The sequence below is a fragment of the Aquimarina amphilecti genome, assembly GCF_900109375.1.
Lineage (GTDB): Bacteria > Bacteroidota > Bacteroidia > Flavobacteriales > Flavobacteriaceae > Aquimarina > Aquimarina amphilecti.
The window spans coordinates 38,971-65,335 of record NZ_FOAB01000012.1 but is presented as its reverse complement, the minus strand read 5'-3'; the positions used below and the strand labels follow the sequence as shown (position 1 = coordinate 65,335).

Here is a 26,365-nt window from a genome sequence, read left to right as displayed (position 1 = left end):
TTAAAGTATTAAAAACATTGGTTTTTTTGGTTATGCCCAAATACAACTTCCGTTAGGCTGACAATAACCAAAGTCGCAAAACTCAAAACCATTGAACATTTGACAACATTTTCTAGGAGGCCCACAATAAACGTAGTTACTCCAAGAACCTTTTATTTGTTCTTGATCTTTTTTTGTTAGTTTCTGAATTCCTTCAAGGTTTAAGATTTTTTTCATTGTGTAAATATTTATGTTATTTATAGTTACAATATAGCAAGTTGATGAACCGACATGCAAACTCAATTTCTTGATATTTATAAATTTAAAGAACTTATTGGTGTAGTTCGGAGACCTTAAAACAGTAGAGGTAATACATGAAAAAAAGAGACTATTTTGGGTAGCCTCTTTTTTATTCTATATTTAGATGATATTGATGTTTAATATAGTATACACCCGTTCCATCCAGTACACCTGCCTGGTTCACAGAAACTTCCTCCAGGATAACTAATACGGCATCTGTTACCGCTACCATTAATTGGATTAGGATTACAACAAGAAATATAAGTATTCGCTCCTTTGATAGATCTTTGTTGTCCTTTACTAAGTTCTTGGACTCCTTTTAATTCTAAGATTTTTTTCATTGTGTAATGTATTTGAGTTAATTAATATTAAGATGTAATTTCTTTTTTATAGACATACTAGTTTTGAATATCTAAGAAAGCTATAAACCTTATATTAGTATAGAATACATCTTCCGAAACTATATGGATCGCAGTATCCCGGTTCGCAGAAACTTCCTCCAGGAAAACTGATTTGACAACCTCTTCCCGAACTACAACAAGAGATATTACCCCAAGCACCTTTAATAGATCTTTGTTGTCCTTTGCTTAGTTTTTGAATTCCTTTTAATTCTAAGATTTTCTTCATTGTGTAAGATATTTAAGTTAATTACCTAAAAATAAGTGAAAATTCCCTAATTAGCTTGAGTTAAAAACATTAAATAAGTGCGGTTTTATAGTAGTTTTTTAAATAATCTTTATAACTACCTTATTACATTTTTTGATTTTGAAGTATTATTCTGATGTAACTTTGTAAGTGATAACTTATTAACAGGTACGGTTGTGGGTAAATATTTGATTTTCAGCTTATTATTTCGGCATTTTTGTCTAATCGCTACATTTTCAACAGGTTGGGTAATGATTTGGTAACATAGCTCTCTAGTTAATTAGATAAAATAGTTTTAGTTTCGAAACTGATAAAACTTACTAACTTAACGCACAACACTCAATGAAAAAAATAGTACTATTACTAGTAATGGGGTACTCTCTGGCTAGTTTTGGCCAAATTCCTTCTTACTACAATGATGTCAACCTTTCTTTATCTGGTCAATCATTAAAGAATGAATTAGCGACTAAAGTAACCAATACACAAACAAATACTTTATCTTATACTCCAGGGGTTTGGGATGCTTTAAAGCAAACTGATCTTGATCCAACAAACTCTTCAAGAGTTATTTTAATTTATGGGTATAATGATACCGATGGAAATACTACAACGGATAGAACTAGAGGTGTAGATAATAATGGAGGAGGTTCTACTGATTGGAATAGAGAACATGTGTATCCAAAATCATTAGGGAACCCTAACCTTGGAACGTCAGGACCAGGTGCTGATGCACATCACCTTAGACCTTCTGATGTTCAAAGAAATTCTAGTAGAGGTAGCCGTAAATTTGCAGATGGTTCAGGGACTTCAGGACCTACTTCACAAGGGCATTGGTATCCAGGAGATGAGTTTAAAGGTGATGTAGCCCGAATGATGATGTTTATGTATATCAGGTATGGTAATAGATGTTTACCTTCTAATGTTGGTATTGGTACAGCTGTTTCTGGCGATACAAATATGATCCAATTATTTTTGGAATGGAATGCGGAAGATCCTGTTTCTACCTTAGAATTACAAAGAAATCCAATTATTGAAAACTTACAAGGAAATAGAAATCCATTTATAGACAATCCTGCTTTTGCTACGCAAATATGGGGAGGACCGCAAGCAGAAGATCGTTTTGGAAGCACTGGAGGTGGCGGAAATACGTTGTGTAGTTCTACGGTAACAACATTTCCTTATAACGAGGGGTTTGAAAATACATTTGGAGCGTGGAAGCAAGCTACCTCAGGAGATGATTTTAATTGGACTACTCGTTCCGGAAGTACACCATCTTCTAATACAGGTCCAAGTTCAGCTAATGCTGGTTCTTATTATATATATATGGAATCTTCAAGTCCTAATTATTCAAATAAAAGAGCGATACTATATTCTCCTTGTTATGATATTACCAGTGCAAGTCAAGCTACAATTTCTTTTAAGTATCATATGTATGGTACTTCTGCTATGGGAAGTCTCGCGTTGGAAGCTAGTTTGGACGGAACAAGTTGGACCTCTATTTGGAGTAAATCAGGAAATCAAGGGAATTCTTGGGAAACAGCTTCTGTAAACTTAGCAGCTTATTTAGGTAAAAAAGTACAACTACGTTTTAATGGAGTAACAGGGACTACTTGGCAGGGAGATATGGCTATTGATGCTGTTAGTTTTTCTACCTCTGGTAGTACAGGAGGAGGATCTACAACTGGTGATGTTAATTTAAGATTTACCTTTGATCAGTACCCTGAAGAAACTAGTTGGGAAATCCTAAATGGTAGTAACCAAGTTGTATTTTCTGGAGGAACCTATGGTTCTCAGGCGGATGGTTCTACGATTAATCTATCGAGAACCTTGGATGTAGGATGTTACACATTAGTAGTAAAAGATTCCTATGGCGATGGTATCTGTTGTAGTTATGGAAATGGTTCTTATGAATTAACAGATGCTAGCGGTAGTGTATTGGTTTCAGGAGGTTCTTTTGGATCTCAGGAAAGTAAGAACTTCTGCGTTAGTTCTTCATCTAGAGTGGGGATAGAAACTATTGAAGAAAAAGTAGAAAAATCGGATCTATTTGATTTTAGTTTTTATCCAAATCCAGTAAAAGGTAGTTTAAACCTACAATTAGAAGGAACTAATACTGCGAATTATCAAATAGTAAATTATGTAGGTCAGGTTATGAAAAAAGGTCAACTTACTAAAGAGTCAATCCAACTCCAAGGATTATCATCTGGTATGTATTTTATTATTGTAGATAATGGACAACAAAAAGTGAGTAAGAAATTCACGAAAAAATAATCTTAATTAAAATATTTCAAATGTTATCAACCCTATTTTTTTAAGTAGGGTTGATTTTTTTTATAAGGAAAAGTAAATAAAAAGACCTTTCCTAAAAATGTTTTAAAGCAGGCGTTTATGATTGGTTATTTTTTGCTTGATGAATAGTAATATTTTGTAAAGTAAATAAAACAACGGAACCCCTATTACAAGACTTATGATGATTAATAAAAGGGCAAGTTTGCCACCTATAAATGGAATTTTACTTACTTCCGAAATAAGGGTTACCTCGCTATACATATAATATGCACTTATAGCTGATAGTGTTCCTAAGGTAACATACAGGAGATCTTTTGAGAAATTAAAATTACTGTAAATACCTGCAATTGTAACGCATTGATAGATGTGGTATAATAAGCCAATTGCTAAACCAATAGAAAAAATGTATATAAGTTCTTTTTGATTTTTGTATAAATTTCCTGTAAGAAAATTGCTTTTTAAACAAGAAGCACATAACGTAGAGTTAGTGTGCAAACAAGTATGACACATCCCTTTGTAACAACTATGACATTTACTTTGCGCAAAAAGATTAGGATGTGTGTGGCAAAAATAGTGTTGTTTTTCTTCTTTTGTCATTATGCTGTATATTTTTATTTTGGGAGATAAAATTTAGCATAAAAATATTAAAAAAGCGCAAACTAGTTAGTTTTGCGCTTTTCAATTTGGTCTATTGTATTTGTTAAGTTTGTGCTATTTCAATTGACCTAATAGTTTTTCGGCAACAAGTTCTGAAGATGCAGGATTTTGTCCGGTAATTAGAAATCCATCTTCTAGAGCATATGGAGCCCAATCTGTTCCTTTAGAGTAACTTCCTCCATTAGCTATTAACATATCTTCTACAAGAAAAGGCACTACGTCTGTTAACTGAACTGCAGCTTCTTCTGTATTCGAAAACCCTGTAACCTTTTTACCTTGTACTAAAGGTGATCCATCAATTCCTTTTGCGTTTTTAAATATTGCTGGGGCGTGGCATACCGCTGCAACTGGTTTGTGTTGTTGGTAAAAAGCTTCAATTAATTTGATCGAATTTTTGTCTTCAGCTAAATCCCACAATGGTCCGTGGCCACCTGGATAAAATATAGCATCATAATCATTAGCATTAACACTCTCTAGTTTTACGCTGTTTTTTAATACATTTTGAGTTTCTTGATCTTCGTTAAATCTTTTGGTAGCTGGAGTCTGAAAATCTGGCAGTTCACTTTTAGGGTCTATCGGAGGTTGTCCTCCTTTTGGAGATGCAATCGTAATATCTACTCCTTTATCCTTTAAAAAATAATAAGGTGAGGCGAACTCTTCAATCCAAAACCCTGTTTTTTCTCCAGTATCTCCTAAATCACTATGGCTAGTTAATACAAATAATACTTTTTTCATCTGATCTTGTTGTTTTGTTGATGTTTTATTTTCAGTCTCTTTACCGCAAGAAGCAAACAATATGATTAGAGTGGTAAGGCTAATAATTTTTTTCATTTTTTTTCTATGTTATTTAAAAGCAAAATTAAAGTAACATGAAAACCAAAAAAATGATGTATGGTAAGAAAAATATTTATTTTTTTGTGATTTCTTTTCTAATTCTACTTAGGCTTTCAGAGGTAATTCCTAAATAAGATGCTATATGATAATTCTTTACTAATTGCTCAATATTAGGATACGTATTTACGAATTCTACATATTGTTCTGTTGCTGTTTTTGATAGATCTCCAATGATTCTCTTTTGAAAAGAACTGATATATGATTCGGTTTTGATCCTAAAATATCGTTCTATTCCAGGAACTAAATCAAAAATTGCTTTCATATCATCTCTAGAAAGTCTTAAAAGAGTAGCATCCTGAATGCATTCAATTTGAAGAATTGCTTTACCTTTTTTAAAAAAGGCGGTGTAATCACTAATCCACCAGTCTTTGATAGCAAATTGTATGGTATGTTCTTTAGCTGATGTATCTGTAAAAAAAGATCTTAGACATCCACCTTCTACATAGTATTGATACGAAGCTGTATCATCAGGATATAGTAAAGTTTCTCCTTTGGTAATAGTTGTTTTTTTTAACTTTTCGCTAATGATCTTTTTATGCGTTTCATTTAATATTAGGCCTTGAAAAATTTCCTGAAGATGCATAGAGTGTATATTCTAAATACGATTTTAACTATTGTAAAAATATAAAAAAGTATAAGTTTTATCTGTTAGGTATTTTATTTAAATATCTAAAAATAGAAGAGTCTGATTATAAATAATAATCAGACTCTCTTATGTTGTTATTTAAGGAAGTATCTTAGTTGTTTAACATTACAGGCATTACAAGCATTGTAACACTCTCTCCTTCATCTAATCCATCTGTAGGAGTTAGAATTCCAGCTCTATTAGGCAATGACATTTCTAGTTGTACATCATCGGCATTTAGATTATTAAGCATTTCACTTAAGAAACGAGAATTGAAACCAATCTGCATATCATCTCCCTGATAATCACAAGTAAGTCTTTCTTCTGCTTTATTAGAGTAATCAATATCTTCTGCAGATATGTTTAATTCTGCACCAGCTATTTTTAATCTTATTTGATGTGTAGTTTTGTTTGAGAAAATAGAAACCCTACGTACAGAGTTTAAAAATTGAGTGCGAGGTATAATTAATTTATTAGGATTTTCTTTAGGAATTACTGCTTCATAATTAGGATATTTTCCATCTATTAATCTACAAATTAATTCGGTCTCTTCAAAGGTGAATTTTGCATTCGATTCATTGTACTCAATTAATACTTCTGTATCACTTCCTGCTAAAATTCCTTTTAAAAGATTTAAAGGTTTTTTTGGCATAATAAACTCAGCGGATTGAGATGCTTTTACATCTTCACGAGAGTATTTTACCAGCTTGTGTGCATCCGTAGCTACAAAAGTTAAACTTTCTGTAGAGAATTGGAAAAATACTCCACTCATAACTGGTCTAAGATCATCGTTACCAGTAGCAAAAATCGTTTTACTAATCGCGGTAGCTAAAATATCTCCTAATAATGTTGTAGAACTTGGGTCTTCTAATTCTACCGCTTTTGGGAATTCTTCACCATCTGCGTATGCTAATGCATATTTACCGTGATTAGAACTAATTTCTATGGTATTATTATCTCCCGCAACAAACGTAAGTGGTTGCTCCGGAAACGTTTTTAATGTCTCTAGTAATAACTTCGCTGGTACTGCAATAATTCCTTCATCAGAAGACTCAACCTCTAGTTTAGCAGACATAGTAGTCTCCAAGTCAGATGCAGAAACTGTTAAGGAGTTATTATCTAATTCAAATAAGAAGTTATCTAGGATAGGTAATGTATTACTATTATTGATAACTCCACCTAATACTTGAAGTTGCTTTAATAAATACGAACTGGAAACTATGAATTTCACCCGTTTAATTTTTTTAGATTAGTACTGTTTTTACAGTTGCCATATTTAATGACTAACGCAAATATAATTGTAATCTACAAGGATTTCATTATGCCAAAAACGTTAGTTATTAACAAACAGCTAGGAGTTATTGACTATGTTTGATCAGATGCAGATATTAGCTTTACTATGTAATAAAGGGATTCTTCAAAATAAACCATTTATTGGTGTTAGTTTTTACAACAAATATCGACGCATAAAGTAAAATTCTTGCTGATATACCTATGAAATTCAAAATTCAATTTATAATATTCGTGTTACTAACAAGTAACCTTCTTCTGGCGCAGAGTACCACAGATCCTTCTAATCAAAGTGAAGAACTAGGAAAAGTACGATGGTTAAGGGATTACGATACAGCAATAAAGATTGCTAGAGAAGAAAATAAAGACGTGTTAATTTTATTTCAGGAAGTTCCAGGTTGCAGTACTTGTAGAAACTATGGACATAATGTTTTAAGTCACCCTCTTATGGTTGAAGCCATAGAAAATTCATTTATCCCATTAGCTATATTTAATAACAAAGGCGATAAAGATGCGCAAATACTTCGCAAGTATAATGAACCTAGTTGGAACAATCCCGTAGTACGTATTATTGATAGTAATGGAGATGATGTAATAAATCGTATAGCAGATGATTATTCGGCACTGCGTTTGTGTAAGAGTATGCAAGAAGCTATAGTGGGGAGAGGACAAAAAATCCCTGAATATATCAATTTGCTGGAACAAGAATTGTCTGTAAACAAAACTGATAAAGCTTACTACAAGATGTCGTGTTTCTGGTCTGGTGAAAAAGAGTTGGGTAGATTACCAGATGTATTAAATACGGAATCAGGTTTTATAAATCATAGTGAGGTAGTAGAAGTTGTATATGATGCTAAGGAGTTGACTAAAAAAGTATTAGATGCATATGCAAAATCTAGTGGTATGACTTTAATTGATAATAAACAATCTTATCAATCTTCGTCAAAGGACATACATTACTACTTACAACAAACAAAATTTAAATACATACCATTAACCAAGCTTCAGCAGACTAAGATTAACAGCACTTTGGGTTACGGTAAGGACGCATCACATTTCTTAAGCCCTAAACAACTAAAATGGTTTAAGAGAATTAAAAATAATAATAATGAAGTATTGTTTCATGTAAATTTTGCGAAAGCTTGGGGCAAAAAAAATAAAAAACAAGGAGCAATCTAATACAAGTTATAGAGAATGTAATATTGTACAAAATTTACTTATCTTTCATTAATTTATCTGTATAATGTGCTTTATGTTTTGGTTGGGCAAAACGTTTTGTGTTATAAGACTTAGATGCTCCTTTAGCAATAGATAATGATTTCCAAGGTTGTGCGCTAAGCATTTTTCCGATAAAAACTATTTGTCCGATATGATATGAATAATGAGCTAGTTGTCTATTAATTGCTTCGGTTATACTATGTTCAATATTTCTAATATAAATAGGTTGGTCAATATTAGTTTCATTAATTGCATCCAATGCGCTAAAAAGGCATTCCCATCCTTCGTTCCACTTTATTAATAATTCTTCTTTAGATTTAATATCATTCTCAAACTCTTTATCACGTGCTCTCCATTCTTTTTCCCCATCTGAGGTTAGAAAATCTGTCCAGCGAGATTTCATATTACCCCATAGATGTTTTGCAATAATCGCTATACTATTACTATCTTCATTATACTGCCAAAACAAATTTTTGTCAGAGACTTGATCTATTGTTTTTTCTCCTAATGATTTATAATACAAGAATTGTTTTTTAATACCTGATATATATACTAATGAATCCATTGTTTTTATTTAGTGATTATAATATAATAAATTTTAAACATATCATCTTATTACTAGAAAGTATATCCTATGCATAATGCTAACTAAAGAAAATAGAGATTTTGGATTAGCTTGTTTTAGTTAAATAACAGTTTTATAACATTTTAATAGTTTTTAGATTGTAGTTTTAAAGGGAAAATTTATGTTAATTGGTTGTGATTAATGTAAGATAATTTAAATTCTTAAAACCTTTATTATGAAAAAAATGATGAATTCAATTTCTGGAATTAAAACATTATCTAAATCTTCTCAAAAAGAAATCAAAGGAGGAATGCTTGGTTTGTCTGATTGTCAGAGAGGATGTCACAGGTTTTACCTTGTAGATATTGATGGAGTAAATTGCGCTGTTCCTAGTCCAAGCGGAGCAGTTTGCTTTGGTACTGTGCAAAATGGGCAATGCTGTATTTAATTGATTAAAACAGTTTTTTGATCAGAAAGCTCTTTAACTGGAGTTTTCTGATCAATTAAACAACTAAATTATTTTCGGTATTTTCTTTTTCTAATAAATGAGAATCCAACTCCAAACAATCCTAAAATTAGTAATGGAACTATGATGTTCAGTATTTGCCAAAAGCTTCTAGTAGCTACTACTTTTTCTATATTTAAAAAAGCAATGTTGATTTCTTTTCCTCTTACCGCTGTTAAACCAGAATCATCCAGTAAATAGTTGACGGTGTTTAATAAAAACTCCTTGTTTCCATACTGTAGATTTAAGTATGGGTCGTATCCCAAAGTAATTGGCCTTCCTTTTCTAATACCGTTCTTAATAACATCTCCATCCGCAATTACAACCATCTTTGTTTCGATACTAGTATCCTTTCCACTATTATTAAGTTTAAAAGGTTTTATTCGATCCTTATAAACTGATTTAAAGTTACCTTCTAATAAAACTGCAAGGTTGTGGTTCCCTTCCGTGTAAGTTGTTATATCTGGCTTTTGTCCAATGATATTATCAAGTCGAATCTCTGCAGGAATCCCTTCTAACTTTGATCGTTCTGAACTGGTTAATAATACGGTTTTGGTAATATCATTTTTTAGGGTGTCTATCTGGTTTGAAAACTCAAATTTTACGGATTCAATGTTTTTAACTATGGGGTGGTTTCCGTTGTTTTTAGTCAATGAAGCGTAAAACCAAGGATGAGGTGTAAACTGGGTGTCATTCCCTTGACCAGCTGCAAGCATTAGTGGAGCAGAGTAGAGGTCGTTAACTATAACAGGATTAATTCGTACGCCATAAGAAAATAGTGCATCCCCTAATCTTAGATCTTGCATAAAAGCTACTGCCGAACCTTGGGACTGTGGAGTAAACAAACTATCAATTTCCATAGCAACAGATTCTACTAGCCATAGAGATTTTCCACCGTCCATAATAAACTGATCTAATACATATTTTTCTTTTTCAGAAAATGGTTTTGTTGGTTTTGCATTAATTACGAGATCAAACTTTTGTAAATCTTGTAATGTTTTTTCGGGATTGGAAGCAACGGAATCTAAAGTAAAGGCCCCAACAAAATAATACTCCTGAAGTGTTTTTATAAAATCTGCTATTTTTACATCAGGTAATTGTCCATTTCCCTTTATTACGGCAATTTTATGTTTTTTGGGATGGATTAGTTTTTTTAGAGCATCAGCAAAAACATATTCTAATTGTTGAATAGAATTTTTAACTCTTTCTTCGGTAGTGGCTCCAATTGTATTTTTTACCAAAGCAACTTTAACACTTCGGTTTTGATAATTCATAATTGCCCAAGGAACAACAGTTTCTATTTCAGTTTTTCCGCTTTCTTGGACGCTAACTTCCATAGGAGTCAATCCTAATCTTTGTAATTCTTCTAATGTCTCCTTCCTAAATTCTTCTTCTTCAATTGGATTTGTGAAAACATATTGTATGTTAGGGTTTATAGCATTAAACTCTTCTAAAATTTGTTTAGTCTCCCCTTGTAATCTTCTAAATTCCGAAGGAAAATCACCTTCTAGTAGTACATCAATCGAAATAGGTACTTCTGCTTCTTGTAATAAGTTTTCTGTTGCTTCAGAAAGAGTAAAACGATTATCCGCAGTAAGATCAAAACGCTTGTATAAAGAACTGCCCCCAATGTTAAGTATTACAACTGCGATAGCAGCAAAAGATGCAAATTTTAGAATAGTTTTGGAAGGGTATTGTCGAAGTATAATGGTTGTCAGAAAAACGAACAATGAGATAATACTTATAAAATATACAATATCTCTAGTATCTATAATTCCTTGACTAATACGTTCATAATGTAGCTGAATCCCGATTTGCTCAATAGTATAATCCGTTGCGCCTAGTAATTGGTAGTCCGCCAATCCATTCAATCCAAAATAGAATAGAAAACAAAGAAATACTCCAATTAAAAAAGCGACTATTTGATTATTCGTAACCGAAGATGAAAAAGTTCCTATTGCTGTATAAGAAGCGCATAGTAATAAAAGAGCAATATAGGATCCAATGGTACTACCGACATCTAGATTACCTACTGGATTCCCTAACTGATGCACAGTAATTACATACAGTAAGCTAGGAATCAGTGCTATAATAATAAGAGATAGGCTTCCGAAATATTTTCCTAAAACTATTTTCCAGTTTTGTAGAGGCTTAGTTTTCAAAAGTTCTAGAGTACCTTGTTTTCTTTCCTCTGCGATACTTCTCATGGTTATTGCAGGAATCAAAAACAACAAAATCCAGGGAGCGATTAAAAAGAAAGGAGAAAGGTTAGCAAAACCACTATCCAGAATATTAAATTCACCTTTGAATACCCATAAAAAAAGGCCATTAAGAACTAAAAATATACCGATTACTAAATACCCTACAGAGGAGGCAAAAAATGTATTGATCTCTTTTCTTATAACTGCAAGCATATTTTTGTATTGTCGTTTTTTATGAATTAGTTTACGGTGAAAATAAGAATTTAGTAGACTCTTTTTACCAAAGGTAGAAAGATACTATCTATATTTCTTGAACACTCCAAGCTTCTGGTTTTTGGTTAAACTTATTTTTAGTATTTGCCCAAACACCTTTAAATAACGAAGAGTTCCTGTAGTTATTGAGATGTTCTTCAGATTCCCAATGACTATAAGTGAAAAATTGATTGGTTTGATGGATATCTCTTATTAATTTTAAGTGTGTGCATCCTTCAAAATTTCGAATTTTATCCTTGTTTTGATGGAAATTCTCCAAAAAAGCATCGATTTGTTCTGGAATGAAACCTAATTTCACGATTCTTATGATCATTGTTATTTTAGTATTTTAAAATTTAAAAGAATTATGGATCATTCAAAAGTAATACTTACTGTATCTCGAAAGTGCAATCCAAACAGACTTGAGGCACCTCCTACAGTTTTTGGGTTACTTTTATAAATTGCTAATTCTAAATATCCAGATGAATTAAATACAGCTAATTTTTTTCCATCTTCTTCGCGTTTGCTTTTTTCTATATTGAAATTTATGGCATCACTATAGCGTTCATATATTGTACTAAATACAGCACTTCTTGCTGTAATTTTAAATGCTCTTCCTTTACCTATATCATCAAACAGTTTGCGGGTAATATTTGTAATTAAGTTCCCGTAATTATCAATATATATTATGCTTCCTACGATCTGTTTGTCACCAAGGTTTACGATAGGAGTGATTCCTTTAATTAGTTTAATATCAGAAATAGATTTCCCTATAACCTCTAGTGTTCCCCCACGTGCAATATGACAAGCCACAGCTACAAAAACATCTAATACAGGGAAATTAGTTCCAATAGCATCATGTATATTAATCTCTACTATTTTCTCGGGTCTAAATTCTGAAGCAATTAATGAAATCAATCCATTATTAGCACAGATGAAATAATGATCATCTAGTTGTACTGCAATATGTTTGTTCTCTGGATTAAGTTCGCTATCGATACCAACGATATGAATACTTCCTTTCGGGAAGCTTTTATAAGCGTTTTGAATAATGTAAGCAGCTTCAGTAATATGAAATGGTGAGATTTCGTGAGAAATATCAACAATTGTAGCTTCAGGTAATTCCGTATAGATAGCACCTTTAACCGCAGACACAAAGTGATCTTTGATTCCGAAATCAGTAGTTAAAGTTATTATTGGCATCTATAAGAATTGTTAATATCTTTTAATTATAAGCGCTTAAAAATATGTAAATTTGCTATGAAGTTATTCAAAGTTTTTTTGAATCTAGAAATCAACCAATAAAAACATATGAGTTTATCATTTTAGACCACTAATATTCTTTATGATCTTTAACAAAATCCAACTTATAATACGTTTTTCATTTTTGATTCCCCGACAAAAACTTCAAACAATCCCAATAGCTATTGGGACCACAAACTTAGTCAATCCAAAAAACAAATCATACTAAAATTTCTATAGCTTTTGAACGAACTTATTATTGAACTGACAGAAATCAATCCACGGGAGTTTTTCGGACTTCAGAATAGTAATATCCAATTATTGAAAAAATACTTTCCTAAGTTAAAAATTGTAGCTAGAGGAAGTAAAATGAAAGTATATGGTGACGAGGAGATGCTCGAGGAATTCGATGCACGCCTTAATATGCTTTTGGAACATTTTGGAAAATACAACAAACTTGATGAGAATGTTATAGAACGTGTACTAACTAGTGATACTAAGGCGGATTATGAAACTTCTGCTGTTAGTGGAGAAACATTGGTTCACGGAGTAGGAGGTAAGGCGATTAAAGCGCAGACAGCAAATCAGCGTAAGTTGGTGGAGTTGACATACAAAAATGATATGGTTTTTGCTATCGGACCTGCAGGAACTGGTAAAACATATACAGGTGTTGCTTTAGCTGTGAAAGCATTAAAAGAAAAACAAGTAAAGAGAATCATACTTACACGTCCTGCTGTAGAAGCAGGAGAGAATTTAGGATTTTTGCCTGGAGATTTACAAGAAAAATTGGATCCTTATATGCAGCCACTATACGATGCATTGCGAGATATGATCTCTCCAGAAAAACTAGAAAGTTTTATAGAAAAAGGAGTGATACAAATTGCTCCGATGGCATTTATGCGAGGACGTACTTTGGATAATGCATTTGTAATTCTAGATGAAGCACAAAACACTACCCATGCCCAAATGAAAATGTTTCTGACACGTATGGGTAAAAATGCAAAATTTATGATTACCGGTGATCCTGGACAGATTGATTTACCGCGTAGAGTAACTTCTGGTCTAAAAGAAGCATTGTTAGTGTTAAAAGGAGTTTCGGGAATTGGAGTAATACACTTGGATGATAAAGATGTGATCCGTCATAAATTGGTGAAAAAGGTGATTGCGGCATATAAAGAAATAGAAAACAGAAACGATTAAGTACTTCATACTAGAGAGATACTACTCTAAAAAATAAAATATTACAGTGAATACGATTACAGATACAAATTATAGTTTTCCTGGACAGAAATCTGTTTATAAAGGAAAAGTAAGAGAAGTATACAATATAAATGATGATCTGTTGGTAATGATTGCTACAGATCGTTTATCTGCATTTGATGTAGTAATGCCAAAAGGAATTCCTTTCAAAGGACAGATACTGAATCAGATTGCTACTCAGATGATGAAAGCAACAGAAGATTTAGTACCTAATTGGTTAATCGCCACTCCTGATCCTAACGTTGCTGTTGGGCATCTTTGTGAACCGTTTAAAGTAGAGATGGTGATTAGAGGATACCAATCTGGTCATGCCGCTAGAGAATATAAGGCTGGTAAAAGAATGTTATGTGGTGTTTCTATGCCTGATGGGATGAAGGAAAATGATAAATTTCCCGAGCCTATTATTACGCCATCGACCAAAGCTGATAATGGAGAACATGATGAAGATATTTCCAGAGAAGAAATCCTTGAAAAGGGTATTGTTTCTGAAGTTGATTATCTAGTTCTCGAAGATTATACTAGAAAATTATTCCAAAGAGGAACAGAGATTGCTGCAGAACGAGGATTGATTTTGGTAGACACTAAATATGAATTTGGAAAAACGAAAGATGGAAAAATAGTCTTGATAGATGAAATCCATACTCCAGATTCTTCGCGTTATTTTTATGCAGAAGGATATGAAGAGAGGCAACAAAAAGGTGAAGCTCAAAAGCAATTATCCAAAGAGTTTGTAAGACAATGGTTAATCAGTAATGGTTTCCAAGGAAAAGAAGGACAACAAATTCCTGATATGAGTAATGAGTATATTAATTCTGTATCAGATCGTTATATTGAGTTATTCGAGAATATTACCGGAACTTCTTTTGAAAAAGCAGATGTTTCTAATATCGATAGTAGGATAGAAGAGAATGTCTTAACGTATTTGAAGACTGTTTAATTTATGCAGCTAAGTTAAAAATTATCGCAGAACGTGAGCATATGTCATTCCAGACTTGATCTGGAATCTATTGTAGATAATAAACTGATTGGTTTAATTCTTAATTCTCAATTCTTGTCTACGCATTGGCATTTGATCGATTTGGTCAAAAATTTGTGTAGATAATAATACCTTGTTTGACTTTAATTTTATACTGCCATCTAATCCAATTAGGATAATTTTAAAGTCTTCATTAGATGGATTATACACCTTGTAAACAGCATTACTTTTGGTAGATGTGTTTTTATCTATTCCTGTTTGATATGAGTTAGGTGTTATTTGATACACTATTAGTTTTCTATCTTCTAGGCTTTTCGATTTGTTTTTAAATTGTTTTAGTTGTTTAACTAATTTGGGGTTTTTATAGGAATCTGCTAAAACTAAAATCAAGCGATCCTCCCATCGATGTTTATCAAGATCTTGAGAGAAAGATACTATGGGTAACATTGTCAGAAGTAATATCAAAGTTTTCATTAAAATAAGGTACGAAAAATAAGGGGTTCATATAGTTAGAATACTATTAAAAAGGTATAAACAAAAAGCAACCAGATGAAACCACCTGATTGCTTTTTAATAAAAATATATAACTAATATTATATGATCGTAGATTGTCCTACGTGTATATTTTCAAAGTTTATGTTAGAATCTTCTGGATTGAGGATGTAATCATAAATAAAATCTCCCACTTTTTCTGTAGTTAAAGGATTTAGACTATTAAGATCTGGAGTGGTAATATTTAGTTCTAGTGCCTTTTCTACAGCTTCTTTTATTGCGTTAGCTTCGTCCATAAGATCAAAATGCTCTAGTAACATAGCTGCAGAAAGAATTGCCGCGATTGGATTAGCAATTCCTTTTCCAGTTGCTTGTGGATATGAGCCATGAATTGGTTCGAACATACAACAAGTATCTCCAACTGATGCTGAAGCTAATAATCCAATGGAACCTCCTATTACACTTGCTTCATCAGAAATAATATCTCCAAACATATTTTCGGTCAGAATTACATCAAATTGGCTAGGATTAAGAATCATTTGCATAGCTGCATTATCTACAAACAAGAAATCTAAACCAACATCAGGGTATTCTGTTGCAATTTCAGTAACTACTTTTCTCCATAAACGAGACGATTCTAAAACATTAGCTTTATCTACTAAGGTTAGTTTTTTTCTTCTCTTTTGCGCTGCTTTAAAAGCAAGATGAGAAATACGCTCGATTTCTTCTTTTGAGTATTCGCATAAATCAGAAGCTATTGTTCCTTCGTCATTTAAACGTTTTTCACCGAAATAGATCCCACCTGTAAGTTCTCTATAAATAGAAATATCAGTACCTTCTATTATTTTCCTTTTCAAAGGAGATTTGTCTAATAAAGTTTCATACGCTTTCACTGGGCGGATATTTGCATATAAACCTAATTCTTTTCGTAAACGCAATAGTCCTTGTTCTGGACGAACAGGAGCACTGGGGTTATTGTCATATTTAGGATCGCCAATCGCTCCAAAAAGAACAGCATCTGTATCTGCACAAAGTTGAAGAGTTTTATCTGGTAAAGGATTACCAGTCTTCTCAATAGCTATAGCCCCAACTAATGCATCTTTAAAGGTAAATGAGTGATCAAAACGATGTGCAATGGCTTCCATTGCTTTTACGGCCTGAGAAGTAACTTCTGGTCCAATTCCGTCTCCGGATAATACAGCAATTTCTAGTTTCATAAATAGTTTGTTATATCATGTCAAGCTTGTTAAATAACTTTGTTAGCTTGATGTTTATCATTTTTTATTATACCCTAGCTTTTTCAAAAGCTTCTATTTCTGATTGGTTACTAATCAAAAAATCAATATCATCATAACCATTCATTAAACACATTTTTTTATAATCGTTGATTTCAAAATCAGAAGAGGATCCTGAAGATATGATTGTGATCTTTTGTTTTTCTAAATCTACTTCAATTTGAGCTGAAGCATCTTTTTTGATTTCTGAAAATAGTTCCTGAAGATACTCAGGAGATACTTGAACAGGTAGTAGTCCGTTGTTCAGCGAATTTCCTTTGAATATGTCAGCAAAAAAACTAGAAACTACTACTTTTATTCCATAATCATGAATAGCCCAAGCAGCATGTTCTCTACTAGAACCACAACCAAAATTATCGCCGGCTACTAAAATGCTCCCAGAGTAATTGTGATTGTTTAATGCAAAATCGGTATTAATACTTCCGTCTTTATGAAAACGCCAATCTCTAAAAAGGTTTTCTCCAAAACCTTCTCGATCTGTTGCTTTAAGAAAACGAGCAGGAATGATTTGGTCCGTATCTACATTTTCTATAGACAATGGTATTGCAGTGGATGTTAGTTTGATAAACTTATCCATAATTTTAATTTAGGTGTTTAGTGATATCAATAATTTTTCCTTCAACTGCTGTCGCAGCGGCAATTAATGGGCTGGCAAGAATTGTTCTAGCTCCTTGTCCTTGGCGGCCTTCAAAATTTCTATTAGATGTAGAAACACAATATGCTCCTTCCGGTATTTTATCGTCGTTCATCGCTAAGCAAGCAGAACATCCGGGTTGTCTTAGTTTAAATCCGGCTTCTTCAAAAATATTGTGTAACCCTTCATCAACAATTTGAGAAGCTACTTGTTGCGATCCTGGTACCAACCATGCTGTTACACTTTCTGCTTTTTTCTTACCTTTAATATAATTAGCAGCTACTCTAAAATCTTCAATTCTACTGTTTGTACAGCTTCCTATAAAAACATAATTAATTTCTTGATTGATCAAAGATTGTCCTTTTTCAAAATTCATATACGCTAATGATTTTTCAAAAGAAGCATTGTTTTCTGAGGGTATATTTTCTGTAACCTTAATCCCCATTCCAGGGTTGGTTCCATAGGTAATCATAGGTTCTATATCAACTGCATCAAAATGGTATTCTTTATCAAAAATAGCACCTTGATCTGTAGGCAATGTTTTCCAATATGTTACCTTTTTATCATAGGCATCTCCTTTTGGAGCGAACTCACGTCCTTTTACATATTCGAAAGTAGTCTCATCAGGAGCAATCATACCTCCACGAGCTCCCATTTCGATACTCATGTTACATACGGTCATACGACCTTCCATCGACATTTCTTCAAATACATTACCTGCATATTCGCAGAAATATCCGGTACCAGCATTGGTTCCTAGTTTCGCAATTATGTATAGTATAACATCTTTTGGTAGTACACCAGATCGTAATTTTCCATTTACGCTTACTCTAAGGCTTTTAGGCTTTTGTAGTAATAAACATTGACTTGCAAATACTTGAGCTACTTGGCTGGTTCCTATTCCAAATGCAATAGAACCAAATGCACCGTGGGTAGAGGTATGGCTGTCACCACAAACCATAGTCATCCCTGGTTGTGTAATACCTAGTTCTGGGGCTATTACGTGTACAATTCCATTGTACTTATGTCCCAGACCGTAAAGAGTGATATCATTTTTCTCACAATTCTTTGTGAGCTGTTCTAACTGATTTCTGGATAACGGATCTTTTACCGGTAAATGCTGATCTACGGTTGGTGTATTATGATCTGCAGTTGCAACAACTTGATTTGGTCTTAAAACAGGAATTCCACGTTGTTCAAGTTCATTAAATGCTTGTGGACTTGTAACTTCGTGGATTAGGTGTTGATCTATATAAAGTATTTGAGGGCCATTCTCTACTTCTTTGACGACGTGAGCATCCCAAACTTTATCAAATAATGTCTTCTTCATATGTTATATTATTCTGGAAGTAATCTAAAAAAAAATGCTATGCTACTGCTGCAGCTTCTACGTGAACAGTTTTCATGATTTCATGAATATCATCATTGATTACTTCTTTCTTTCTATCAGCATAGTTCAAGAATTCTTTATACACTTGATCCAGTTGAAGTTTTGTTAATTCATATCCGATTTTTTTGGCTCTATATGCTAATGCTGCTCTACCACTTCTTGCGGTAAGTACAATTGCAGATTCCGTAACTCCTACTTCCGCAGGATCAATAATTTCATATGTTTCACGATTTTTAATAACTCCATCCTGATGTATTCCTGAACTATGAGCAAAAGCATTTGCTCCAACGATAGCTTTATTAGGTTGTACCATCATTCCCATGCTTTCGGAAACCATTAAACTGGTATCATACAATAATCTAGAATTGATATCCGTATTAAGGTGTAAATAGGGATGTTGTTTCATAATCATCACTACTTCTTCTAATGCTGTATTTCCAGCTCGCTCCCCAATACCATTAATTGTGCATTCTATTTGTCTAGCACCATGTATAGCTCCAGCAATCGAATTAGCAGTTGCTAATCCTAGATCATTATGACAGTGACAAGAAATGATAACATTATCAATACCTTTTACATTTTCTTTTAGATACTTTATTTTCTCACCATATTCTTCTGGTAAACAGTAACCAGTTGTATCAGGAATATTAAGTACTGTCGCTCCAGCTTTAATCATAGCTTCACAAACTCTGGCTAAAAATTCATTATCAGTACGGCCAGCATCTTCCGCATAAAACTCTACATCTTCTACAAAAGACTTAGCATATTTTACAGCGGCAATTCCTCGCTCAATAACCTTATCTTGTGTAGAGTTAAATTTATATTTAATATGAGATTCTGATGTCCCGATTCCAGTATGAATTCTTGGTTTTTTTGCATATTTAAGAGCTTCAGCTGCTACTTTAATATCATTTTCTACAGCTCTCGTTAATCCACAAACTGTTGCATTTTTTACAATTTTCGCAATTTCATTCACTGAGGTAAAATCTCCAGGACTAGAAACGGGAAACCCGGCTTCTATTATATCAACTCCTAAAAGATCTAATCGTTCCGCAATAACTAACTTTTGTTTCGTATTTAATTTACAACCAGGGACCTGTTCTCCGTCTCTTAATGTGGTGTCAAAAATTTGGACTTTATTATCGCTCATAAGAATTATGTGAATTATTAATTTTTGATAATATCTTTTGAAAATATATTCTAAGATGTTTTAGTATTCTCTTACGAATTTATATTTTGGTTATTCAAAAAGAAGGGATTTAGCTACATGTTTTACAATGTTGAAATGTTTTGAAATCAACTTAACTTCTTTTTAATCAGTTAATTACAATATATTTTCTTACAATGACTAATGATCAAAAAGATCCTTTGTTTGTTTTAGTGAAGTCACTATCCAAGTCCGAAAAACGACAATTTAAAGTGTATGTTGGTAGGCTTGGTGTAAATACGGATTCCAAATTTTTAGCACTTTTTAATCATCTCGATAAGAATGAAAGCTTAGATGAAGAGCTAATTGTAGCTAAAGGAATTGTGAAAAAACAACAACTTTCTAATCTCAAAGCGCATTTATATAAACAAATCCTAATCAGTCTTAGATTAAGTCCATTGCATCAAAATGTGAGATCACAGATAAGGGAACAACTTGATTTTGCTACTATTTTATATCATAAAGGGTTATATAAACAAAGTTTAAAGATTTTGGATAAAGCAAAAACTTTAGCAAAAGAAAATGAAGAGAATAATATTGCCTATGAAATAGTAGAATTAGAAAAGGTAATAGAAACTCAATATATAACAAGAAGTATCAATAGTCGTGCAGATGAGTTAACCATAGAGGCAAAGATGTTGAGTATGAAAAACGTGCTTACAAGTCGATTGTCTAATCTGTCACTTCAATTGTATGGCCTGATGATAAAAAGCGGGTATGTACGTAATGATAAAGAACATAATGTAATTACTAATTATTTCGAAAGTAAATTACCAAAGTACGATTGGAGTATTCTAGGATTTAGAGAGAAACTATGGTTGTACAAAGCTCATTTATGGTATAGCTTCATGGTTCAAGATTTTTTATCCTGTTATAAATATTCTAAAAAATGGGTAGATCTGTTTTATGAAAACCCGAAAATGATCATTCTTAATCCTGTGTTTTTTCTTAGAGGAAATCATTATTTGTTAGAATCATTGTATCTGATTCAGGATAAAACGCAATTAAAATTAACATTGAGTAAGTTTGAAAAAACTATTAAATCAGATGATTTTCCGATAGATGATAACATTGAAGTACTTTCATTTCAATTTATTTATAATAATAGATTGAATGTACATTTTCTGGAAGGTACTTTTGATGAAGGAGAATATTTAGTTACCGAGATCTTAGATGGTGTCACTGAGTATAAAAACCGTTTAGATGATCATCATATTATGGTTTTATATTATAAAATAGGTTGTTTATATTTTGGGATGGCTGATCATCGTAAGTGCATAGAATATCTTAGCAAGATTATTAATAACAGGTCTTTAAAGATGAGAGAAGATTTAATGTGTTTTGCTAGAGTTTTAAGCCTTGTAGCGCATTATGAAGCGGGGATGGATTATCATTTAGAGACTCAGTTAAAGGAAACTTATAGGTTTTTAATCAAAATGGATGACCTTTATGAAGTACAGAAAGAGATGATTAAATTTCTTAAAAACCTTGGAGATATATTTCCTCATCAAATCAAGGATGAATTTAGAAAGCTTCATAAAACTCTAAAACAGTATGAGGATCATCCTTATGAAAAACGAGCATTTTTATATTTAGATATTTTATCTTGGTTGGAGAGTAATATTGAGAATAGACCAGTTGCTGATATTATTAAAGAGAAATCAAAAAAGTTGATTCGCTAATCATTTAATCTATGCCAAAGAATACGAGTCATTTACGTAATATTCTGGAGTTAAATCTAGCAATGCTTTTTATCAGTACTTCTGGTGCGTTAGGGAGGCATATAGATATGCCGGTACCAGTTACAATTGCTTTTAGAGCTATTTTAGCCGGAACTATATTATTTTTATTTTGTAAATGGAAAAAAATATCTTTTAGTGTAGCCTCTACAGATCGATTTACAATAATAATTGGAGGTGTATTGATGGGGTTGCATTGGATTACATATTTCTATGCATTAAAGATGTCTAATGTAGCTATCGGAATGTTGTCTTTATTTACATATCCAGTGATAACATCATTTTTAGAGCCTATACTTTTGAAAACTAAATTTCAAAAAATGCATTTAGTTTTAGGAGCGCTGGTTTTGTTAGGAATTTATTTTTTAGTACCCGATTTTAGTTTGGATAATTCTTACGCAAAAGCAGTTGGGTTTGGTGTGATTTCTGCATTATGTTATGCACTGAGAAACTTAATTATGAAAACTAAAGTAAGTAATTATCATGGTTCTATACTTATGTGGTATCAGCTTGTGATTATTAGTGTTATGTTATTTCCAATATTTTTTATTATGGATAGCTCTGGGATTGTAACCCAATGGCCTTGGACATTAATATTGGCAATCCTTACTACCGCTATTGGTCATACACTATTTTTATTTAGTTTAAAGCGTTTTTCTGCGACTACGGCCAGTATCATAAGTAGTATACAGCCAGTGTATGGTATTATTATAGGGATAATTTTTCTTAAAGAAATTCCCGTTTTAACTACGATTATAGGTGGGGTGTTAATTCTAACTTCTGTGGTGATAGAAAGCGTTAGGTCTTATAAGTAATGCCGTTTCTTGTTTGAAATAATCGTGAAAAATGTGGATGGTATAAACTTGTAGAATATATGTTTTACATAGTTTTAGAAATATATTTGGGGGCAATCCATTTTTTGTAAATAAAATATTCCAATATCGGGATGATAAGAATAATAAATAGTAAGATCAATAATGATTTTACCATTCCATTATATTGAGAGGTAATACCCATAGAAAACCATTGACTTAATTTGTCTAAAACTACTTTTTCTATATCCTGATAGCCTATTTCTAATAATGCATCCATAACAGCGCTAAACTCTTCATAAGGTAATGCTTCAGAAAGGTCAATATGTCCTCTGCCAGCAGAAGTTATAAATGCATACATGGTTAATTTGTACAGTTCATCACTGTAATTATTAACAATAAATTTTGCCAGTTTATTCTTGGTTTTATTTAGAAAAGAACTACCTGTGTCGTATTTCTTAAAGTATTTCTCAAAAAACACAGCATAATTCTGTGAATCTGATTTGGCTTTCATAGCTAGGATTTGCGCAGATAACACAAATTTATTTTTTGCATCTTCAGATTCAAAAATTTGCTGAACGGACGCATTATAAACACCTTCAACAATCATTGTCTTTTCATTGTCAAGTATTTTATAGATACCTCTTATGAAACCCCATTGACCAAAAACATAAAGAATACCTACAATCAGTAATGGAATGTATAATTTTACCGCCCAATTATAATATTTAGGCGCTCTTTTAAAAATTCCTTTACGCCATAGTATAATACAGTATACAACAGCTATAATAAAGCCTAAAAATAAAAACAGTATGATATTGAAAATCAAAGTTCCAGAATTAGGAAGCACGATATCTTTAAGAATACTCCAGATGAAGCTCCAATCAATATTTTTAAATAACTCTGATGAATATGAAATATAATCCATGTATTCTTATTAAGTAATGAAATAAAAAAATCAGTTTTCCTTTACCTATTAGTATAGTAATTGCTTGAAATGTTACCTAAAAAAAATGCGTGTAAAAATATTTTTAGATACTGTCATTCCAGATGGGGTCCAATGGAGGAGGAGCAATAATTGTCAAGGGTTCTTTTTTTACTGGATGTATTAATATAAGTTTTCTTGCATGAAGATGAATACTACCATCTTTATTACTTCGATCGGCTCCATATTTTAAATCCCCCTTTATTGTAGACCCAATAGTAGATAGTTGCGATCTTATTTGATGATGTCTACCAGTATGTAAGTCAATTTCTAAAACACAGTAATTATTTAATCTTTTGATAATTTTATAATCCAAGATTGCTTTTTTACTATCCGGTATCTCCTTTTTATGAGCATACGATTTGTTTTGTTTCGGATTACGTTTTAGCCAATGTGTGAGCGTATCATTTTCTTTTGGTGGAGTGTTTTTTACAACTGCCCAGTATGTTTTTTTAGCTTCTTTATTAGCAAAAAGTTTATTAAGTCTAGGTAATGCTTTACTTGTCCTTGCAAATACCACAATACCACTAGTAGGACGATCGAGTCTATGTACCACACCCAAATAAACCGCACCAGGTTTACGATACTTTTCTGCGATATATTCTTTTACCACTTCACTTAGTGGTTTGTCTCCAGTTTTATCTCCTTGTACAATATCTCCTGATCGTTTATTAACGATAATAAGATGATTGTCTTCGTAGAGCACTTGAAGATTAGATTTATTTGATGTCGTTTTTTCGAACAATTTCTCTTAGGTAATAAGAATTATCTTAAACTAATAAACCAGACTAATATTAGTATTGTTCATTGTCATTCGGAAAATCTACTGATTTTACATCAGCAACATATTTTTGAAAAGCATTAGTCATTTCCGTATATAAATCTAAGTAACGTCTCAAAAAGCGAGGGTTGAATTCATGAGTCATTCCAAGCATATCATGAGTAACTAATACTTGTCCATCTACACCATTTCCTGCACCAATACCTATTACAGGAATTGTTAGACTTTCTGCCACTTCTTTCGCCAATTTTGCTGGAACTTTTTCTAAAACCAACGCAAAACATCCTGCTTTTTCAAGCATTAAAGCATCTTCCTTAAGTTTTTTAGCTTCTTCTTCTTCTTTTGCACGAACTGTATAAGTACCGAACTTATAAATAGATTGAGGTGTTAATCCCAAATGACCCATTACCGGAATCCCTGCATTCAAAATCCTTTTTATAGATTCTTTCACCTCTTTTCCTCCTTCAAGTTTTACCGCGTGTCCTCCCGATTCTTTCATAATTCTTATAGCCGAACGTAATGCTTCTTTAGGGTCACTTTGGTAACTACCAAAAGGTAAATCTACTACAATTAATGCTCTATGTATTGCTCTGATAACAGAAGATGCGTGATAGATCATTTGATCTAATGTAATTGGCAGTGTAGTCTCATGACCAGCCATAACATTAGAGGCAGAATCTCCTACTAAAATTACATCTACTCCAGCGCCATCTACAATTTTTGCCATAGTATAATCATATGCAGTAAGCATAGATATCTTTTCTTGATTGGCTTTCATCTCGACTAGAGATTTTACGGTAACACGCTTGTAATCCTTTTTTGCTGTAGACATTTTATAAGTTAATTTAGTGTTGTAAAAGTAATCAATTAGTAAGATCGTAACAAGAGTATGTTATTTTTGATTTACTTTTATTTAAAGGAAGTAATGTTTATATTTTTAATAAAATAATTAAAAGCCTAATTTTAGGTCTATTAAACTCCCAATGTTATGTGTAGATTTTTAATTATATGTTCTTTATTAATTTCTTGTAATATTATTTTTTCCCAAAAAGAAATGAATATTAACCAAAAAAATGCAAAACAAGCAGTTTTAGATTTTTTTGATGGATTTCATAAAGGAGATACCTCTAAAATAAGAAAAACAATTGATGATAATATTGTTATGCAGACAATAGCAAAAACAAAGGAAGGTGAAGTAAAAACAATGAAAACTAATATGAATAATTTTCTAGAAGTTATACATAATAGGCCTGAAGATCAGAAATGGTTAGAGAAATTGTTAGACTTTAAAATTGAAGCAGATGAACATATAGCTCAGATTTGGACTCCATATGAGTTTTATGTAAATGATCAATTTAGTCATTGCGGAGTCAATGTGTTTCAATTATTTAATGATGGAACTACTTGGAGAATTATAGCAATTGCTGATACTAGAAAAAGAAAAGGTTGTAAATAATTTAGTATCTATTACTTATTATTAAAAATACAACGCCATTATTAATCGAGTGCAAAAGTATCGGCCAAATCATATGGTTGTTTTCTATTTTTATTTTACCGAACATATGGCCAGCTATAATTCGTGGAACAATCAATAAAAATAAGATACTATCTATCCTAAAAGAGTCTACATAATTAAAGATGTGTAGGAAACCGAAAATTATCGATGTGACCTGAAGTGTAATTGATCGATAATTGTTTAAGTAAGTTACGGCTTTTTCTAAAAATGATATTGATATTATCTTTTTGTAAGTAAAAAATAATACTGTCACTAACGCTATTGATAAGAGATATCTATAATACCATTCGAATTCTAAAGTAATAAATAATGTAATTATAAAAAGAGACCAAGAGGTCAGGAATAAGAGGAGATCTGTTGTTTTTGGTTTTAGTAATGTTCTAAACATTAATTCTTCTATAAAGGGAGCAAAGACTACCATTGCTAAAAAAGCTTTGAGCTTATTTTCCTTTAGAATTTCAAAAATCCCATCTTGAGAATATTTTTCTAGATCTAAGTAAGGAAATATACTCTGAAGTAATGCTACGCAGATAAAGAAGAGTATATACAATCCAAATAATCGAAAGTAGCTAACAAGTAATTTTTTTATTTTGTAAAATAAGACTTCTGTAGACAT

28 protein-coding genes are annotated in these 26,365 nt (G+C 32.2%); 8 read left to right on the top strand and 20 right to left on the bottom strand.

Going from position 1 to position 26,365, the window contains the following annotated elements; translation table 11 throughout:
- Window positions 1-30: 30 nt before the first annotated feature.
- The 3 genes from BMY33_RS22540 to BMY33_RS22530 form a co-directional block, all read right to left on the bottom strand.
- A complete protein-coding gene (locus BMY33_RS22540; protein WP_027394018.1) occupies window positions 31-216 on the bottom strand; it encodes a hypothetical protein in 186 nt (61 codons plus the stop codon).
- 200 nt (window positions 217-416) lie between these two features.
- A complete protein-coding gene (locus tag BMY33_RS22535; RefSeq protein WP_091412741.1) occupies window positions 417-620 on the bottom strand; it encodes a hypothetical protein in 204 nt (67 codons plus the stop codon).
- A 94-nt stretch (window positions 621-714) separates the two neighbouring features.
- Window positions 715-906: a hypothetical protein gene (locus BMY33_RS22530; protein WP_091412739.1), complete on the bottom strand. Its 192-nt coding sequence runs from the start codon at window positions 904-906 to the stop codon at window positions 715-717.
- A gap of 360 nt (window positions 907-1,266) precedes the next feature.
- Here BMY33_RS22530 and BMY33_RS22525 point away from each other — a divergent pair, with 360 nt between their 5' ends.
- Window positions 1,267-3,195, top strand: a complete 1,929-nt coding sequence (locus tag BMY33_RS22525; protein ID WP_091412736.1) for an endonuclease — start codon at window positions 1,267-1,269, stop codon at window positions 3,193-3,195.
- A 102-nt stretch (window positions 3,196-3,297) separates the two neighbouring features.
- Here the strand turns inward: BMY33_RS22525 and BMY33_RS22520 are convergent, their stop codons facing one another.
- From BMY33_RS22520 to dnaN, 4 genes are all read right to left on the bottom strand, one after another.
- Window positions 3,298-3,810 (bottom strand): hypothetical protein, encoded by a 513-nt coding sequence (locus tag BMY33_RS22520; RefSeq protein ID WP_091412733.1) that lies wholly within the window; start codon window positions 3,808-3,810, stop codon window positions 3,298-3,300.
- Between the two features lie 114 nt (window positions 3,811-3,924).
- On the bottom strand, window positions 3,925-4,701 hold the full coding sequence (locus BMY33_RS22515; protein ID WP_091412732.1) for a type 1 glutamine amidotransferase domain-containing protein: 777 nt from the start codon (window positions 4,699-4,701) through the stop codon (window positions 3,925-3,927).
- Window positions 4,702-4,777: 76 nt separating this feature from the next.
- On the bottom strand, window positions 4,778-5,347 hold the full coding sequence (locus BMY33_RS22510) for a Crp/Fnr family transcriptional regulator (RefSeq protein WP_139195723.1): 570 nt from the start codon (window positions 5,345-5,347) through the stop codon (window positions 4,778-4,780).
- 154 nt (window positions 5,348-5,501) lie between these two features.
- Window positions 5,502-6,620 carry a DNA polymerase III subunit beta gene (gene dnaN / locus BMY33_RS22505; RefSeq protein WP_091412730.1) on the bottom strand — a complete coding sequence of 373 codons (1,119 nt, stop codon included), beginning with the start codon at window positions 6,618-6,620 and terminating at the stop codon, window positions 5,502-5,504.
- Between the two features lie 263 nt (window positions 6,621-6,883).
- Here dnaN and BMY33_RS22500 point away from each other — a divergent pair, with 263 nt between their 5' ends.
- Complete coding sequence (locus BMY33_RS22500; RefSeq protein ID WP_091412728.1) at window positions 6,884-7,858, top strand: VPGUxxT family thioredoxin-like (seleno)protein, type 2; 975 nt, start codon at window positions 6,884-6,886, stop codon at window positions 7,856-7,858.
- Window positions 7,859-7,892: 34 nt separating this feature from the next.
- On the opposite strand, the gene BMY33_RS22495 is transcribed toward BMY33_RS22500, so the two are convergent.
- Complete coding sequence (locus BMY33_RS22495) at window positions 7,893-8,462, bottom strand: DUF1572 family protein (RefSeq protein ID WP_091412726.1); 570 nt, start codon at window positions 8,460-8,462, stop codon at window positions 7,893-7,895.
- Between the two features lie 235 nt (window positions 8,463-8,697).
- Between BMY33_RS22495 and BMY33_RS22490 the strand changes: the two genes are divergently transcribed.
- Complete coding sequence (locus tag BMY33_RS22490; protein ID WP_091412723.1) at window positions 8,698-8,910, top strand: hypothetical protein; 213 nt, start codon at window positions 8,698-8,700, stop codon at window positions 8,908-8,910.
- A 68-nt stretch (window positions 8,911-8,978) separates the two neighbouring features.
- On the opposite strand, the gene gldG is transcribed toward BMY33_RS22490, so the two are convergent.
- The 3 genes from gldG to BMY33_RS22475 form a co-directional block, all read right to left on the bottom strand.
- Complete coding sequence (gene gldG, locus BMY33_RS22485; protein ID WP_091412721.1) at window positions 8,979-11,381, bottom strand: gliding motility-associated ABC transporter substrate-binding protein GldG; 2,403 nt, start codon at window positions 11,379-11,381, stop codon at window positions 8,979-8,981.
- Window positions 11,382-11,469: 88 nt separating this feature from the next.
- A complete protein-coding gene (locus tag BMY33_RS22480) occupies window positions 11,470-11,754 on the bottom strand; it encodes a putative quinol monooxygenase (protein ID WP_091412719.1) in 285 nt (94 codons plus the stop codon).
- A gap of 38 nt (window positions 11,755-11,792) precedes the next feature.
- Window positions 11,793-12,623, bottom strand: a complete 831-nt coding sequence (locus tag BMY33_RS22475) for an SAM hydrolase/SAM-dependent halogenase family protein (protein ID WP_027394007.1) — start codon at window positions 12,621-12,623, stop codon at window positions 11,793-11,795.
- A 282-nt stretch (window positions 12,624-12,905) separates the two neighbouring features.
- Here BMY33_RS22475 and BMY33_RS22470 point away from each other — a divergent pair, with 282 nt between their 5' ends.
- Together BMY33_RS22470 and BMY33_RS22465 are read left to right on the top strand one after the other, a co-directional pair.
- A complete protein-coding gene (locus BMY33_RS22470) occupies window positions 12,906-13,862 on the top strand; it encodes a PhoH family protein (RefSeq protein ID WP_027394006.1) in 957 nt (318 codons plus the stop codon).
- Between the two features lie 46 nt (window positions 13,863-13,908).
- The gene (locus BMY33_RS22465) at window positions 13,909-14,859 is read left to right on the top strand and encodes a phosphoribosylaminoimidazolesuccinocarboxamide synthase (RefSeq protein ID WP_091412717.1); all 951 of its coding nucleotides are present in this window, start codon (window positions 13,909-13,911) and stop codon (window positions 14,857-14,859) included.
- Window positions 14,860-14,952: 93 nt separating this feature from the next.
- Here BMY33_RS22465 and BMY33_RS22460 read toward each other — a convergent pair whose 3' ends face one another.
- The 5 genes from BMY33_RS22460 to BMY33_RS22440 all read right to left on the bottom strand — a co-directional run bounded on the left by BMY33_RS22460 (window position 14,953) and on the right by BMY33_RS22440 (window position 19,859).
- Window positions 14,953-15,345, bottom strand: coding sequence for a DUF4174 domain-containing protein (locus BMY33_RS22460; RefSeq protein ID WP_170837157.1), 393 nt, complete (start codon window positions 15,343-15,345; stop codon window positions 14,953-14,955).
- Between the two features lie 146 nt (window positions 15,346-15,491).
- A complete protein-coding gene (gene leuB, locus BMY33_RS22455) occupies window positions 15,492-16,607 on the bottom strand; it encodes a 3-isopropylmalate dehydrogenase (protein WP_091412714.1) in 1,116 nt (371 codons plus the stop codon).
- A gap of 67 nt (window positions 16,608-16,674) precedes the next feature.
- Window positions 16,675-17,262 (bottom strand): 3-isopropylmalate dehydratase small subunit, encoded by a 588-nt coding sequence (leuD, locus tag BMY33_RS22450; protein ID WP_091412712.1) that lies wholly within the window; start codon window positions 17,260-17,262, stop codon window positions 16,675-16,677.
- 4 nt (window positions 17,263-17,266) lie between these two features.
- Entirely contained in the window at window positions 17,267-18,649 is a 1,383-nt protein-coding gene (gene leuC / locus BMY33_RS22445; RefSeq protein ID WP_091412710.1) for a 3-isopropylmalate dehydratase large subunit, read from the bottom strand.
- Window positions 18,650-18,686: 37 nt separating this feature from the next.
- Window positions 18,687-19,859, bottom strand: coding sequence for a 2-isopropylmalate synthase (locus BMY33_RS22440; RefSeq protein WP_091412708.1), 1,173 nt, complete (start codon window positions 19,857-19,859; stop codon window positions 18,687-18,689).
- A gap of 194 nt (window positions 19,860-20,053) precedes the next feature.
- On the opposite strand from BMY33_RS22440, the gene BMY33_RS22435 reads away from it, so the two are divergent.
- Both BMY33_RS22435 and BMY33_RS22430 read left to right on the top strand, forming a co-directional pair.
- The gene (locus BMY33_RS22435; RefSeq protein WP_091412706.1) at window positions 20,054-21,598 is read left to right on the top strand and encodes a hypothetical protein; all 1,545 of its coding nucleotides are present in this window, start codon (window positions 20,054-20,056) and stop codon (window positions 21,596-21,598) included.
- An 11-nt stretch (window positions 21,599-21,609) separates the two neighbouring features.
- Complete coding sequence (locus tag BMY33_RS22430; RefSeq protein WP_091412704.1) at window positions 21,610-22,470, top strand: DMT family transporter; 861 nt, start codon at window positions 21,610-21,612, stop codon at window positions 22,468-22,470.
- A 64-nt stretch (window positions 22,471-22,534) separates the two neighbouring features.
- Here BMY33_RS22430 and BMY33_RS22425 read toward each other — a convergent pair whose 3' ends face one another.
- From BMY33_RS22425 to panB, 3 genes are all read right to left on the bottom strand, one after another.
- Window positions 22,535-23,395 (bottom strand): hypothetical protein, encoded by an 861-nt coding sequence (locus BMY33_RS22425; RefSeq protein ID WP_091412702.1) that lies wholly within the window; start codon window positions 23,393-23,395, stop codon window positions 22,535-22,537.
- Between the two features lie 103 nt (window positions 23,396-23,498).
- Window positions 23,499-24,158, bottom strand: a complete 660-nt coding sequence (locus tag BMY33_RS22420) for an RluA family pseudouridine synthase (protein WP_425284241.1) — start codon at window positions 24,156-24,158, stop codon at window positions 23,499-23,501.
- An 88-nt stretch (window positions 24,159-24,246) separates the two neighbouring features.
- Entirely contained in the window at window positions 24,247-25,065 is an 819-nt protein-coding gene (gene panB / locus BMY33_RS22415; RefSeq protein ID WP_091412698.1) for a 3-methyl-2-oxobutanoate hydroxymethyltransferase, read from the bottom strand.
- 222 nt (window positions 25,066-25,287) lie between these two features.
- Here panB and BMY33_RS22410 point away from each other — a divergent pair, with 222 nt between their 5' ends.
- On the top strand, window positions 25,288-25,689 hold the full coding sequence (locus tag BMY33_RS22410) for a nuclear transport factor 2 family protein (RefSeq protein ID WP_091412696.1): 402 nt from the start codon (window positions 25,288-25,290) through the stop codon (window positions 25,687-25,689).
- Window position 25,690: 1 nt separating this feature from the next.
- On the opposite strand, the gene BMY33_RS22405 is transcribed toward BMY33_RS22410, so the two are convergent.
- The gene (locus BMY33_RS22405) at window positions 25,691-26,365 is read right to left on the bottom strand and encodes a CPBP family glutamic-type intramembrane protease (protein WP_091412694.1); all 675 of its coding nucleotides are present in this window, start codon (window positions 26,363-26,365) and stop codon (window positions 25,691-25,693) included.